At 57.5% G+C, this 14,094-nt stretch carries 10 protein-coding genes; 2 read left to right on the forward strand and 8 right to left on the reverse strand.

Annotation, left to right across the window (positions count from 1 at the left end; translation table 11 throughout):
- Nucleotides 1-179: 179 nt before the first annotated feature.
- The gene (locus ACR809_RS23880) at nt 180-2,438 is read right to left on the reverse strand and encodes a TonB-dependent siderophore receptor (protein ID WP_004177845.1); all 2,259 of its coding nucleotides are present in this window, start codon (nt 2,436-2,438) and stop codon (nt 180-182) included.
- Between the two features lie 586 nt (nt 2,439-3,024).
- Between ACR809_RS23880 and ACR809_RS23885 the strand changes: the two genes are divergently transcribed.
- A complete protein-coding gene (locus ACR809_RS23885) occupies nt 3,025-4,605 on the forward strand; it encodes a lytic transglycosylase F (protein ID WP_122051612.1) in 1,581 nt (526 codons plus the stop codon).
- A 124-nt stretch (nt 4,606-4,729) separates the two neighbouring features.
- Here the strand turns inward: ACR809_RS23885 and ssb1 are convergent, their stop codons facing one another.
- Nucleotides 4,730-5,254 (reverse strand): single-stranded DNA-binding protein SSB1, encoded by a 525-nt coding sequence (ssb1, locus tag ACR809_RS23890; protein WP_004151744.1) that lies wholly within the window; start codon nt 5,252-5,254, stop codon nt 4,730-4,732.
- 251 nt (nt 5,255-5,505) lie between these two features.
- On the opposite strand from ssb1, the gene uvrA reads away from it, so the two are divergent.
- On the forward strand, nt 5,506-8,331 hold the full coding sequence (gene uvrA, locus ACR809_RS23895; RefSeq protein ID WP_122051613.1) for an excinuclease ABC subunit UvrA: 2,826 nt from the start codon (nt 5,506-5,508) through the stop codon (nt 8,329-8,331).
- Here uvrA and ACR809_RS23900 read toward each other — a convergent pair whose 3' ends face one another.
- The 6 genes from ACR809_RS23900 to dnaB all read right to left on the reverse strand — a co-directional run bounded on the left by ACR809_RS23900 (nt 8,332) and on the right by dnaB (nt 14,038).
- A complete protein-coding gene (locus ACR809_RS23900) occupies nt 8,332-8,688 on the reverse strand; it encodes an MmcQ/YjbR family DNA-binding protein (protein WP_002884953.1) in 357 nt (118 codons plus the stop codon).
- 3 nt (nt 8,689-8,691) lie between these two features.
- Nucleotides 8,692-9,108: a secondary thiamine-phosphate synthase enzyme YjbQ gene (locus tag ACR809_RS23905; RefSeq protein ID WP_002884951.1), complete on the reverse strand. Its 417-nt coding sequence runs from the start codon at nt 9,106-9,108 to the stop codon at nt 8,692-8,694.
- A 130-nt stretch (nt 9,109-9,238) separates the two neighbouring features.
- Nucleotides 9,239-9,952, reverse strand: a complete 714-nt coding sequence (gene aphA, locus ACR809_RS23910; protein WP_004177847.1) for an acid phosphatase AphA — start codon at nt 9,950-9,952, stop codon at nt 9,239-9,241.
- 189 nt (nt 9,953-10,141) lie between these two features.
- Nucleotides 10,142-11,335, reverse strand: a complete 1,194-nt coding sequence (gene tyrB, locus ACR809_RS23915) for an aromatic amino acid transaminase (protein WP_002884946.1) — start codon at nt 11,333-11,335, stop codon at nt 10,142-10,144.
- A gap of 176 nt (nt 11,336-11,511) precedes the next feature.
- Complete coding sequence (alr, locus tag ACR809_RS23920; RefSeq protein WP_002884943.1) at nt 11,512-12,591, reverse strand: alanine racemase; 1,080 nt, start codon at nt 12,589-12,591, stop codon at nt 11,512-11,514.
- Nucleotides 12,592-12,622: 31 nt separating this feature from the next.
- Nucleotides 12,623-14,038: a replicative DNA helicase gene (gene dnaB, locus ACR809_RS23925; protein ID WP_002884942.1), complete on the reverse strand. Its 1,416-nt coding sequence runs from the start codon at nt 14,036-14,038 to the stop codon at nt 12,623-12,625.
- Between the last annotated feature and the right edge of the window lie 56 nt (nt 14,039-14,094).

The raw sequence follows: 14,094 nt of genomic DNA on the forward strand, positions 1-14,094 counted from the left end.
TATCGAACCCGGTCGGGATCAACGACCTTGCGCGACGGAAATCAGTATAAAAGGATATGTTGAGCTAATAATATAGAGGGCGTGAAGATTTTGTCACGATTTATAACCGCCACCTCCGCTCTCATCTGAAATAAAAAAAACGGGTCGCGTTGCACCCGGTTTACTCCTCATCAGGATCATCAGAAATGAGTATTAACGCTCATAAAGAAGGTCCGCCCCGATTCGTTATAGGTCTCGGCACCCGCGCCATACAGATAAGCTCCCGTCGTCGCGTTGCCGGTCGTTTGCGCATTCCCTGCCCGGTAGTGGCGGATATCAAACAGGTTATCTATCCCGCTGGTGAAGCTCAGATTTTTGTTCACATCCCAGGTCGCACTGAGGCCGACAATGCTGTATGGGCTGACTTCGTTTAGTTCGCTGCCGCTGACCGCCTCGCCCTTATAATTGAAGCGTTTTGGTTTCTGTCGGCCATACCAGGTAAAGGTGCTCTGCAGGGAGAGATCTTCACGAACCTGCCAGCTTAGGGTCGAGTTCAGGGTAAACTGCGGGATCACTGACAGCCGGTCGCCGGTCGTCTTATTCTTGCTCTGCAGCATCCAGGTCAGGTTATTGCTCCAGTTAACCGCCTCCCCCACCGGCAGATTCAGCGTTCCTTCCAGGCCTTCCACTAACGCCTTTGGTACGTTTTCCCACTGATAGATATTGGTGGTGCCGTTGCTGGCGGTACCCACCGCCGCATACCCTGACTCAATCTTATTGTGATAGTCGTTACGGAACCAGGTGATCCCCGCCTGATAGCCATCATGCTTGTACTCAAGACCAATCTCTTTATTAACGCTGGTCTCCGCTTTCAGATCGCTATTCCCCATCAGATAGCAGGCGGAACTACTGGCGTAACAGCCTTGACCGTTGCTGTAGAGAATATAGTTCGGGTTCAACTGGTAGAGGTTAGGCGCCTTGTAAGCGCGGGCAATGCCCAGCTTCAGCGTCCAGTCGTCCGTCAGCTCCTGAGACAGGTTCAGTGAGGGGCTCCAGTTATTGCCGACGATGCTGTGGTGATCGAAGCGCAGAGCGGGTGTCAGCATGGTGCTGTCCGTTAGCGCCATATTATCTTCGGTAAACAGCGAGAAGATCTCGGCGCTGGAGTACGGGCTACGACCGGTAGCCGATACGCCATCGATAGTGCCGTAAGAGAGCGCCTGGGTTGTCGATACGCCATCTTTCATCCGCTGCTGATTCCATTCTGTCCCCAGCGTCAGATTCTGATCGACCCCCAGCGTAAACGGAATATTCACTTCACTATGTAGCAGGACATCGGCCAGATCGATATCTGAAAACTCGCTACTGGAGAAGATCCCTTCCGTACCGCCCGCCAGCCCTTCATCCATTCGCGAGTTACGGGTGTGTTCGTACTGGGCATAGCTATTGCTGGTCACGCCATTATCCCAGCCGCCGGTCCATGTTACGCCGTAAGTTTGCCGGTAGAGACGGTTGGTCTCTTTCCCGTACATACTCTTCACCAGCGTACTGGTATTGGTGTTTTGTGTGTCGCCGGCATAGAGATTACCCTGGCGGCTGTAACCGGCCTCAAACTCCAGGGCCTGCATCGGGGCAAACTCCCAGCGCAGCTTACTGTGAATATCTTTGTTCACCACCCCTTCACGTCCGGCGGGATAAGAACCGGCGTAGGAACCGGTACGTTCCGCTTCATGCCCGGCGTTAATATCCTGTGCATCGGCCTGGGTTTTACTCAGATTACCCCAGAGATTGAAGCTGACACTGTCCGACAGCGGACCATTGAGGCTAAAGTTAGTACGTTTCGTCGCCCCTTCTTTACGGTGCTGCGGAGCATTCATATAGGTATTCCACGACCCGTGCCATTCTCGCGTGGTCGGTTTGGTCACGATGTTGACGACCCCGCCCATCGCGCCATTACCATAGCGCGCCGCCGCCGGGCCGCGGATCACATCGATATGATCGATCATCTCCGCTGGCACCCAACTGGTATCGCCGCGGGAGTCACGATCGCCGCGCCAGCCATACCGCACCGAGTTACGGCTGGTCACCGGTTTACCATCGACCAGCACCAGCGTATTCTCGGGCCCCATGCCACGGATATCAATTTGCCGGTTGTTGCCGCGCTGCCCGCTGGTGGAGTTGCCGGTCAGGTTTACCCCGGGCTGCGTACGAATTAACTCCGACACATCGCGGGCGGGGGGATGTTTGCGGATCTCTTCTGCGGTGATGGTCGACACGCCCGGCGCCTGCAGGTTCTGCCTGGCGGCGGTTATGACCATCGTCTCCTCGTGATTTTCGGCAGTGGCGGCGCTCTCGTCAGGCGTCGATTGTTCGGTCATGTTCTCTGCCGCCTGCAGCGGCACGCTACAGGCGAGCAGAGGAATGACGATCCCCAGCGGGAAGTGAGACGTGTATTTCATAGAATATGCCCTGTTTTCTGTTGCTGTCGGGCATAACGCCTTCCCCAATTGAAAAAACAATGGGATAAAATACTTGCCTCAGCGCGTCGCCAGATTTTGGCGCAGGTCAGCGCCTTCCCGGCATTAATGGGAATAAAAAAAAGCGTGAGGCATAATAAAATTAAGTGCCCTGTTTCATCATTAGAGAAAAAGCGCTGCGCGCTATTCTTTGATAGCGTAATCCAGACAGCGTGTCATTAGAGTAATGTGCCGTGTTACGGTAATAAAAATGAGATTCATTATCAAGATGATAATAATCAATATCGGAGAAAAATAAAATAAACACTAACAATCAAAAGGTTACAACAAAACAGATGGGGAGAGATAAAATAAAAACATCATCATTATTTTCTATTTATCATTAAAAACACACATTTCCGCCATATTATCTCCATAGTTAAAGTAAAGATAAAAACACATTAATAGTAAGCGATAAAATGGGAGAAAACTATTTGTCGGCATCGTTATGTTTTTTACGCCCTTGTCGTTCCCAGCTAACGGCGGCCGTTCTGCTAAAATAATCACATCCCCTGCGGAGTATTCCTCCATGAACGCCTACTCGCTATCACGTCTGTTTATCGCCTGGCTCACCTGCCTCGCGACACTGTTATTCGCTCCTCTGCTGCCGGCAGTAGAGGCGGAAAAAGCGCCGCCGGCAGCAGCCGAAGACAACACGCTGTCGATTCATATCGACGATATGCTACGGCCATGGAGAGGCGATTTGCCTGGCATGATCGACCGTCGTACCATTCGGGTATTAACCACCTACAGCAAGACCTTCTTTTTTATTGATAAAGGCACCCAGCGCGGGGCGACGCACGACATTTTTATCGCGCTGGAAAACGATCTGAATAAACAGCTAGCGAAGAATAAAAAGCTCAAACAGCGCCACCTGAAGCTGCATATCGTTTTTGTGCCGGTCAGTCGGGACAATCTCTTTATCGCGCTTAATGAAGGTAAAGGCGATATTGCGGCTGCCAATCTGACTATCACGCCCTCGCGGGAAGCACAGGTCGATTTCGCCCAGCCGCTCTACAGCAACGTGAAAGAATTACTGATCTCCGGCCCGGCTTCACCGAAGGTCGACAGCCTGGAGCAACTCTCTGGTCAAACCGTCTTTGTTCGCCGCTCCTCCAGCTATTACGACAGCCTGCAAGCGCTGAACGCCCGATTTGCCGGTGAGTCGCGCCCACCGGTGATACTGGAGGCGGCGCCGGAAGCGCTGGAGGATGAAGATCTGCTGGAAATGCTCAACGCCGGGCTGATTCCGCTGATCGTCATCGATCAGCATAAAGCGTTGTTCTGGAAACAGGTGTTTCCAAAAATTCAGGTCCATGACAATGTGGTGCTGCGCGAGGGCGGCGAAATTGCCTGGGCGGTACGCAAAGACAGCCCGCAGCTGCTGGCGGTACTGAACAACTTCGTCAAAAAGAATCGTCAGGGCACCACGCTGGGCAATACTCTCCTGCTGCGTTACCTGAAAAATGCTAAATATGTCAAAAATGCCGCGGCGAGTAAGGAACGACGCAAATTCCTCGCGATGGTAGATGTCTTCCGCAAGTACGGCGATCGTTACGACGTCGACTGGCTGCTGATGGCGGCCCAGGGATACCAGGAGTCGCGGCTGAATCAGTCGGTACGGAGCCACGTCGGCGCCATCGGCGTTATGCAGGTGATGCCCAGCACTGGAAAAGAGCTGAAGGTGGGCGATATTAAACAGCTGGATCCCAATATCCATGCCGGCGTGAAATACATGCGCTGGATGATGGATCGGTACTATGCCGATGAGCCCATGACCCGGCTCGATAAAGCGCTGTTTACCTTTGCCTCCTATAACGCGGGTCCGGCGCGTATCGCCCGCCTGCGCACCATGACTAAACAGCGAGGATTTGACCCGAACGTCTGGTTCGGTAACGTCGAAAATATGGCGGCAGAAAAAATTGGCGCCGAGACGGTAACCTACGTCAGCAATATCTATAAGTATTACATCGCCTATCGGCTGATCGTCGATGACATGGCCCGCAAACAGAAAGCGACGGCCGTACCGCGGCAGGAGCCGGTGGCGCAGCCAGTCAAACCGCAGCCCAGCGTGGCGACAGCCGCCACCGCTCAGGTGCCCGTCATCTGAATCGCTCGTTACCGTAGGTCAAATTCCATCCTGAAATGACGGTGCAGGAATAACAAAGAAAAAGCCCCGGCGAAACCGGGGCTTTCTGTTTTCGACTGCGCAGACAGTGCGCCTAAGGCAAGCCTTAGAACGGGATGTCGTCGTCGAAGTCCATCGGCGGTTCGTTGGAAGGCGCTGCCGGGGCCTGCTGCTGCGGACGGGACTGCGCGCCGCCGCTGAACTGGTTGCCGCCCTGCGGCTGCTGCGGCTGACCCCAACCGCCCTGCTGCTGGCCGCCGCCTGCCGGTGCGCCGCCGCCCTGACGGCCGCCCAGCATCTGCATGGTGCCGCCCACGTTCACCACCACTTCGGTGGTGTATTTGTCCTGACCGGATTGATCGGTCCACTTGCGGGTACGCAGCTGGCCTTCAATGTACACCTGTGAGCCTTTACGAAGATACTCACCAGCGACTTCCGCCAGTTTGCCGAACAGCACAACGCGGTGCCACTCGGTCTGCTCTTTCATTTCGCCGGTCTGCTTGTCACGCCAGGATTCGGAAGTTGCCAGCGTGAAGTTGGCGACAGCGCCGCCACTTGGCATGTAGCGTACTTCCGGGTCCTGCCCCAGATTACCGACGAGAATCACCTTGTTTACGCCTCTGCTGGCCATGTTCGTGTCTCCTGAATACGTTTCTTAATAGTGTAAACGCGCGAGTGTACCATTTCCACGTAGCATTTTAATAGCTGCGAGGCTGATTCCAGAGATAGTACCCGGCTACGACATTGTTGCACACTGGACCCGAATTTGCATTCCGATACTGTATATTCATTCAGGTTAAATTGTGTCATAATTAGCCGTTTCTGCCGTTTGTCCTTCAAGCAAACCAGGCAATCCGTGTATCTACCTACCGGGAAAGGTGAATGGATAAGATCGAAGTTCGGGGCGCCCGCACCCATAATCTCAAAAACATCAACCTCGTTATCCCGCGCGACAAACTCATTGTCGTCACCGGGCTTTCCGGGTCTGGCAAATCTTCACTCGCTTTCGACACCCTGTATGCCGAAGGCCAGCGTCGCTACGTCGAATCGCTCTCCGCCTATGCGCGACAGTTCCTGTCGCTGATGGAGAAGCCGGACGTCGACCATATCGAAGGGCTGTCGCCGGCGATTTCCATCGAACAGAAATCAACCTCTCACAACCCCCGCTCGACGGTGGGTACTATTACCGAAATTCACGACTATCTGCGTCTGCTGTACGCCCGCGTAGGCGAACCGCGCTGTCCGGATCATGACGTGCCGCTGGCGGCGCAAACCGTCAGTCAGATGGTCGATAATGTCCTCGCCCAGCCGGAAGGCCTGCGCCTGATGCTGCTGGCGCCCATTATTAAAGAGCGCAAAGGCGAGCACACTAAAACCCTGGAAAACCTCGCCAGTCAGGGCTACATCCGCGCGCGGATCGACGGCGAGGTCTGCGATCTGTCGGATCCGCCGAAGCTGGAGCTGCAGAAGAAGCACACCATTGAGGTAGTCATCGACCGCTTCAAGGTGCGCGACGATCTGGCGCAGCGCCTGGCCGAGTCGTTTGAAACCGCGCTGGAGCTCTCCGGCGGGACCGCCATTGTGGCTAATATGGATGATGAGAAAGCGGAAGAACTGCTGTTTTCCGCCAACTTCGCCTGCCCGATCTGCGGCTACAGCATGCGCGAGCTGGAGCCGCGTCTGTTCTCCTTTAACAACCCGGCGGGCGCCTGCCCGACCTGCGACGGCCTCGGCGTGCAGCAATATTTCGATCCCGATCGCGTGGTGCAAAATCCCGAGCTGTCGCTGGCGGGCGGCGCCATCCGCGGCTGGGATCGGCGTAACTTCTACTACTTCCAGATGCTGAAGTCGCTGGCGGAGCACTATAAATTCGACGTCGAAGCGCCATGGGGCACCCTCAGCGCCAACGTGCAGAAAGTGGTGCTGTACGGTTCAGGTAAAGAAAGTATTGAATTCAAATACATGAACGACCGCGGGGATACCTCGGTGCGCCGCCATCCGTTCGAAGGCGTGCTGTATAACATGGAGCGCCGTTACAAAGAGACGGAATCCAGCGCGGTGCGCGAAGAGCTGGCGAAGTTCATCAGCAACCGTCCGTGCGCCAGCTGCGACGGCACGCGTCTGCGTCGCGAGGCGCGCCACGTGTTTGTGGAAAACACCCCGCTGCCGACCATCTCCGATATGAGCATCGGCCATGCGATGGATTTCTTCAACAATCTGAAGCTCTCCGGCCAGCGGGCGAAAATCGCCGAAAAAGTGCTGAAAGAGATTGGCGATCGTCTGAAATTCCTCGTCAACGTCGGCCTCAACTACCTGACGCTCTCCCGCTCGGCGGAAACGCTCTCCGGCGGCGAAGCCCAGCGTATCCGTCTGGCAAGCCAGATTGGCGCCGGGCTGGTTGGCGTGATGTACGTGCTGGATGAACCCTCTATCGGCCTGCACCAGCGCGATAACGAACGCCTGCTCGGCACCCTGATCCACCTGCGTAATTTAGGCAACACGGTGATCGTCGTTGAGCACGACGAAGACGCCATTCGCGCCGCCGACCATGTGATCGATATCGGTCCCGGCGCTGGCGTTCACGGCGGCCAGGTAGTAGCGGAAGGGCCGCTGGAGGCCATTATGGCGGTCCCGGAATCCCTGACCGGCCAGTTCATGAGCGGTAAACGCAAAATTGAAGTGCCGAAACAGCGCGTGCCCGCCAACCCGGAGAAAGTCCTCAAGCTGACCGGCGCGCGCGGCAACAACCTGAAGGATGTAACGCTGACCCTGCCAGTGGGCCTGTTTACCTGCATCACCGGCGTCTCCGGCTCGGGTAAATCCACGCTGATCAACGATACCCTGTTCCCGATTGCCCAGCGCCAGCTCAACGGCGCGACCATCGCCGAACCAGCGCCGTATCGCGATATCCAGGGGCTGGAACATTTCGATAAAGTGATCGATATCGACCAGAGCCCGATCGGCCGGACGCCGCGCTCCAACCCGGCAACCTATACCGGTGTGTTTACCCCGGTGCGCGAGCTGTTCGCCGGCGTACCGGAGTCTCGCTCACGCGGCTATACGCCGGGGCGCTTTAGCTTTAACGTTCGCGGTGGGCGCTGCGAAGCCTGCCAGGGCGATGGAGTGATCAAGGTCGAAATGCACTTCCTGCCGGATATCTACGTGCCGTGCGACCAGTGCAAAGGCAAACGCTATAACCGCGAAACGCTGGAGATTAAGTACAAGGGTAAGACCATCCACGAAGTGCTGGATATGACCATTGAAGAGGCGCGTGAATTCTTTGATGCCGTGCCGGCGCTGGCGCGTAAGCTGCAAACCCTGATGGACGTCGGCCTGACCTATATCCGCCTTGGCCAGTCGGCGACGACCCTGTCCGGCGGCGAGGCGCAGCGCGTGAAGCTGGCGCGCGAGTTGTCCAAGCGCGGTACCGGCCAGACGCTGTATATCCTCGATGAGCCGACCACCGGTCTGCACTTCGCCGATATCCAGCAGTTGCTGGAAGTGCTGCACCAGCTGCGCGATCAGGGCAATACCATCGTGGTGATTGAGCACAACCTCGATGTGATTAAAACTGCCGACTGGATTGTCGATCTCGGCCCGGAAGGCGGCAGCGGCGGCGGCGAAATCCTGGTCTCCGGTACGCCGGAAACCGTCGCCGAGTGCGAAGCCTCGCACACCGCGCGCTTCCTCAAGCCCATGCTGAAATAATTAGCGGGTAAGCTGCTGCCGGACCGGCTCCGGCAGCATTTTCACCGCCTGCTGATAAGACGCATCGACCAGGTAGTAGATTTGCGAATCCGGCAGCGAGCCATCCAGATAGACGGTGCTCCAGTGCGCTTTATTGAGATGCTGGCTGGGCCGGACATCGCGATGCTGCTGACGCAGCAGCTCAGCCAGCTCCGGACTCGCCTTCAGCGCGACCGCCGGCCGCTGGTCCTCAACCTCCTTCACCATGGCAAACAGCACGTCTGAGACCTTAATCTGCGTGGCTTTCCAGTCGCTGTGGACGCTCTGCTCTGCTCCCGGTTTCGCCATGCAGTACTGTAATAACTCCGAAATTGTCATCTTTTATTCCCCCATGAGCGTCGCAACGATGCGCCGCGAACCGCCGTGTATCCGATGCTCCCCCAGCCAGATGCCCTGCCAGGTTCCCAGCCTGACGCGTCCGTCCTCGACCGGCAGCATTAGCGACACGCCAAGCATTGATGATTTGATGTGCGACGGCATATCGTCAGGGCCTTCATAGTCATGTTCATACGGCGCATTGTCCGGTACGGCGTTGAGAAAATACTGCTCCATGTCGTAGCGGACGGTGGGATCGCAGTTTTCGTTGAGCGTCAGGGAAGCGGAAGTATGCTGGAGCAGGAGGTGCAGCAGGCCAACCTTCACCCCGGACAGCCCGCGGATCTGGCCAAGGATTTCGTCGGTGACCAGATGAAAACCGCGGGATTTTGGCCCAAGCGTCAGGGTTTGCTGATACCACATCATTGACTCCTTTTGCGAATGAATCCTTCTAAGTGTGCAGCAATACGTGAAAAGGTAAAACCTTCCACCCCTGATTTTGCATAAAAAAACGGCAGCGCCGTCGCTGCCGTTTATCGCGTTCAGGCGGTCATCAGTATTCGGAATTGACGATTACTTCCTCGCCCAGCGCGCCAGCCATCGGCAACGGCTTATAGGAGGAGTTGGCGGCCCGCAGCACGCGGATGCCACGGGCGCCCGCTTCGCGGGCGGCGGTGATATCGTTATCCGAATCGCCGTAGAAAACCTTTATCTGCTTCGCCTGCAGCCACTGGGTCTTGGTGTTCTGGCCAGGCTTATCGCCAGCGAAAATCACCGGATTCATATTGGCGGCCGGGATGAGAAAATCATCCTGCAGGGTTTTAGAAACGGTTTCGGTTTTGGTCTGGCTGCGGCCGGTGACGAACCAGATGCTGTCCCCGCGCTTCACATGCATCGCAATCAGCTGGCGCGCCACCTCTTTCGGCATGCTGAATTCATCCCAGCCATTGTTCATTTTTTCCCAGAACTGCGGGTTTTTCAGGTAATCCTCGCTGCCGGGAGAGAAGGATTTTTGCCCGCGCCAGAAACCCGGACTGGAGAAGAGGACGGTGTCATCGATATCAAAGCCGACGGCCATCGGCGGCCGCCCCAGCAGGCTGTTCTCAATTTGCGCCACCGAAACCCAGTGGATCGGCGCCTGCTCGGCCAGCTGGGCCACGTTGGTGCCGACCCACAGCGGCTGCGGCGTGGAGGCGCGCGCCACAACGGCGCTGTTCAGCGTGAACAGGAGAGAAGCCGCCGCAAGGGCGAGAGTAAGTTTGCGCATATTTATCCCTAAATCTATCAATCATTATTGTTTTCAATAATGTGCATGCTTATCAACGTCCCGACCTTACCCGCCGGCGGCATGGATGAAAAGCCTTTTTCGCGCAGATGTCATAGAAAAAGAGGATGATCACATCCGAGGGGTTGCCCCTGCCCGTTGACCGGCAGAGACAACCTGCTGGAGAGCGGCTTACATTACCGCGGCAAAAGCTTTCGCTACCTGCTGAACATTACGTGAGTTTAACCCCGCCACGCACATGCGTCCGCTGGCAATCAGGTAGACGCCAAACTCATCGCGCAGACGATCCACCTGCGCCGCGCTAAATCCGGTATAGCTGAACATCCCGCGCTGCTTGAGCAGGTAATCCACTTTGCTGCCCGGGGCAACCTGCTGCAGCGCGTCGACCAGCGCCTGGCGCATGGTCAGGATGTGCGCGCGCATGGCGTCCACTTCCGCCTGCCAGGTGGCTTTCAGAGCTGCATCGTTCAGCACCGTCGCCACCACCTGCGCGCCAAAGCTTGGCGGGCTGGAGTAGTTGCGGCGCACGGTGGCCTTCAGCTGACCCAGCACGCGGCCCGCGGTTTCGCTGTCTTCACAGACCACGGACAGACCGCCGACGCGCTCCCCGTACAGCGAGAAAATTTTGGAGAACGAGTTGCTGACCAGCATCGGCATCCCGGCGCTGGCGATGGCGCGAATAGCGTAGGCATCCTCTTCCAGCCCCCCGCCAAAGCCCTGGTAGGCGATGTCGAGGAAGGGGATCAGCTGACGCGCTTTCAATACCTCAACCACGCGGTCCCACTGGGCTGGCGTCAGGTCGGCGCCGGTCGGGTTGTGGCAGCAAGGGTGCAGCAGCACAATATCGCGGGCCGGCAGCGTTTGCAGCGTCGCCAGCAGGTCCTCAAAGCGCACGCCGTTGGTGGCTTTATCAAACCAGGGGTAAGTACTTACTTCGAAGCCAGCCCCTTCAAAAATGGCGATGTGGTTTTCCCAGGTCGGATCGCTGACCCAGACATGAGACTCAGGAAAGTAACGTTTGAGGAAGTCGGCCCCGACCTTCAGCGCGCCCGAACCGCCGACCGTCTGAATAGAGGCAATGCGATTTTGCTTAAGCGCGGTATGCTCTGCGCCAAACAGCAGCGGCGCAATCGCCTGACGGTAGCCGCTCAACCCTTCCATTGGCAGATACAGCGAGGCGCCATGCGGCTCGGCGTTCAGGCGTGCTTCCGCTTCCGCCACCGCCTGCAGCTGCGGGATAATGCCGTCATCGTTGTAGTACAGCCCGATACTCAGGTTGACTTTGTCGCTTCGCGGGTCTTCTTTGAAGCGTTCCATCAGAGAAAGAATAGGGTCGCCGGCGTAGGCGTCAACTTTTTGAAACACGCGATGTATCTCCAGGTTTACATGGGGCAGGTTCTTACACAATAAACCGGATATGACGGCAGGTCGAGAGGATGTTGAGGGGAAAGTGACCGCGCAGCGGTATAAACCGCTTTTTTGAGCGCCGCAGGCCTGGTGCGTACCGGATCAGCCTCTGTACTATCCGGTACGCCAGAGGCTTAGTCGAGGTATTTCATGGCGACGCGGGAGGTCAGTCGCGTAATAAGTTCGTAAGCACTCACTTTCGTTATCTCGGCGATGCGCTCTACCGGGAGCCCCTCTCCCCACAGCACTACCGCGTCGCCGGCCTTATCCTGGGCCTGCGGTCCGAGGTCAACGCAGATCATATCCATCGCCACCCGGCCGACAATCGGCACTTCCCGGCCATTGACCAGTACCGGCGTGCCCGACGGTGCCGCACGCGGATAACCGTCGCCATAGCCCATCGCCACCACGCCGAGACGGGTATCGCGTTCGCTGATCCAGGTGCCGCCGTACCCGACGGGCTCCCCTGCTTTATGCTCGCGCACCGCAATCAGGCTGGACGTCAGGGTCATCACCGGCTGGCAGCCGAAATCTTTCCCGGTGGAGCGATCGTCCAGCGGCGACACGCCATACAGGATAATTCCGGGGCGCACCCAGTCGTAATGCGATTGCGGCCACAGCAGAATGCCGCCCGAGGCGGCGATAGAGCGCAAGCCCGGCTTGCCTTCGGTAAAGGTGGTGAAGATGTCCAGCTGGCGTTCGGTGGCGCCGCAGGTCGGCTCATCGGCGCGCGCGAAGTGGCTCACCACGTTCACCGGCTGGCGGACGTTTTTACACTGGCTCAGACGCTGATAAAACGCCTCGGCTTCCTCCGGGCGCACCCCTAAGCGATGCATGCCGGTATCCAGCTTCATCCACACGGTCACCGGCTCGGGGAGATCGGCTTGCTCCAGCGCCGCCAGCTGTTCGGGGCTATGCACCGCCGTATGCAGGCGCTGGGCGGCGATCACCGCCAGGTCTTCCGCAGCAAAAAAGCCTTCCAGCAGGAGGATCGGCTGGGCGATGCCCCCCGCTCGCAGGCGCAGCGCCTCTTCCAGGCGGGCGACGCCAAAGGCGTCGGCGTCGGTCAGCGTTCGCGCGGTCTCGAGAAGACCGTGTCCGTAGGCGTTCGCTTTCACTACCGCAACCAGTTTGCTGGCGGGCGCCAGTTCACGCAGACGTTGCAGGTTGTGTCGCAGAGCGCGGCGGTTGATAACTACAGTTGCCGCTTGCATTTGAATTCCTTAATAAAAGAAGGCGGAAGGATTACTCATCATCATACTGAGGACCGGCATAATTATCGAAACGCGACCACTGGCCGTTAAAGGTCAGTCGCACGGTGCCGATCGGGCCGTTACGTTGTTTACCAATGATAATTTCCGCGATGCCTTTAAGATCGCTGTTCTCGTGATAGACCTCATCACGGTAAATGAACATGATTAAGTCGGCATCCTGTTCGATAGAGCCGGACTCACGCAGGTCGGAGTTGACCGGGCGCTTATCGGCGCGCTGCTCCAGCGAGCGGTTAAGCTGCGACAGCGCCACCACCGGCACCTGCAGCTCTTTCGCCAGCGCCTTCAGCGAGCGGGAGATTTCGGCAATCTCAAGGGTACGGTTGTCGGAGAGCGACGGCACGCGCATCAGCTGCAGGTAGTCGATCATAATCAGTCCGATGCCGCCGTGCTCGCGGGCGATACGCCGCGCGCGGGAGCGCACCTCCGTCGGCGTCAGGCCGGAGGAGTCATCGATATAGATATTGCGCTTTTCCAGCAGGATGCCCATGGTGCCGGAGATCCGCGCCCAGTCTTCGTCGTCCAGTTGACCGGTACGAATGCGGGTCTGATCGACGCGCGACAGCGAGGCCAGAGAACGCATCATGATCTGTTCCGAGGGCATCTCGAGACTGAAGATTAATACCGGTTTGTCCTGCAGCATCGCCGCGTTTTCCACGAGGTTCATCGCGAAGGTCGTTTTACCCATCGATGGACGGGCGGCGACGATAATCAGATCCGACGGCTGCAGGCCGGCGGTCTTTTTGTTGAGGTCGTCGTAGCCGGTATTGACCCCGGTGACGCCGTCATGGGGCTGCTGGAACAGCTGTTCGATACGGGCGACAGTGGCATCGAGGACATCGGCGATGTTCTTCGGCCCTTCGTCTTTGTTGGCCCGGCTTTCGGCGATTTTGAAAACCCGGGATTCGGCGAGGTCGAGCAGATCTTCGCTGGTTCGCCCCTGTGGGTCGAAGCCGGCTTCGGCGATCTCGTTGGCCACCGAAATCATTTCGCGCACCACCGCGCGTTCGCGCACGATGTCGGCATAGGCGCTGATGTTAGCCGCGCTGGGCGTGTTTTTGGACAGTTCGGCCAGATAGGCGAAGCCGCCCACGCTGTCCAGCTGCCCCTGACGCTCCAGCGACTCGGCGAGCGTAATCAGGTCAATCGGGCTGCCGGACTCCTGCAGGCGCGCCATCTCGGTAAAAATATGACGGTGCGGACGGGTATAAAAGTCGTCGGCAACGACGCGTTCGGCGACGTCGTCCCAGCGCTCGTTATCCAGCATTAAACCGCCCAACACCGACTGCTCCGCTTCAATCGAGTGCGGCGGGACTTTCAGCCCGGCGAGCTGCGGATCGCGTTCGCGGGTTTCTGTCTGTGGTTTGTTGAAGGGTTTATTTCCTGCCATAGCCTAACATTTCACCGATCCGGAAAAGAGCGTGACAGTATAGCGAGAAAGCCATT

Origin of the sequence: Klebsiella sp. CD33 (genome assembly GCF_051992865.1) — a bacterium.
GTDB classification, from domain to species: domain Bacteria; phylum Pseudomonadota; class Gammaproteobacteria; order Enterobacterales; family Enterobacteriaceae; genus Klebsiella; species Klebsiella pneumoniae.

Bases quoted from the DNA above. Each gene is read 5' to 3' on its own strand.
- ACR809_RS23880 (WP_004177845.1), bottom strand. From the start codon at position 2,438: ATGAAATACACGTCTCACTTCCCGCTGGGGATCGTCATTCCTCTGCTC.
- ACR809_RS23885 (WP_122051612.1), top strand. From the start codon at position 3,025: ATGAACGCCTACTCGCTATCACGTCTGTTTATCGCCTGGCTCACCTGC.
- ssb1 (WP_004151744.1), bottom strand. From the start codon at position 5,254: ATGGCCAGCAGAGGCGTAAACAAGGTGATTCTCGTCGGTAATCTGGGG.
- uvrA (WP_122051613.1), top strand. From the start codon at position 5,506: ATGGATAAGATCGAAGTTCGGGGCGCCCGCACCCATAATCTCAAAAAC.
- ACR809_RS23900 (WP_002884953.1), bottom strand. From the start codon at position 8,688: ATGACAATTTCGGAGTTATTACAGTACTGCATGGCGAAACCGGGAGCA.
- ACR809_RS23905 (WP_002884951.1), bottom strand. From the start codon at position 9,108: ATGTGGTATCAGCAAACCCTGACGCTTGGGCCAAAATCCCGCGGTTTT.
- aphA (WP_004177847.1), bottom strand. From the start codon at position 9,952: ATGCGCAAACTTACTCTCGCCCTTGCGGCGGCTTCTCTCCTGTTCACG.
- alr (WP_002884943.1), bottom strand. From the start codon at position 12,591: ATGCAAGCGGCAACTGTAGTTATCAACCGCCGCGCTCTGCGACACAAC.
- dnaB (WP_002884942.1), bottom strand. From the start codon at position 14,038: ATGGCAGGAAATAAACCCTTCAACAAACCACAGACAGAAACCCGCGAA.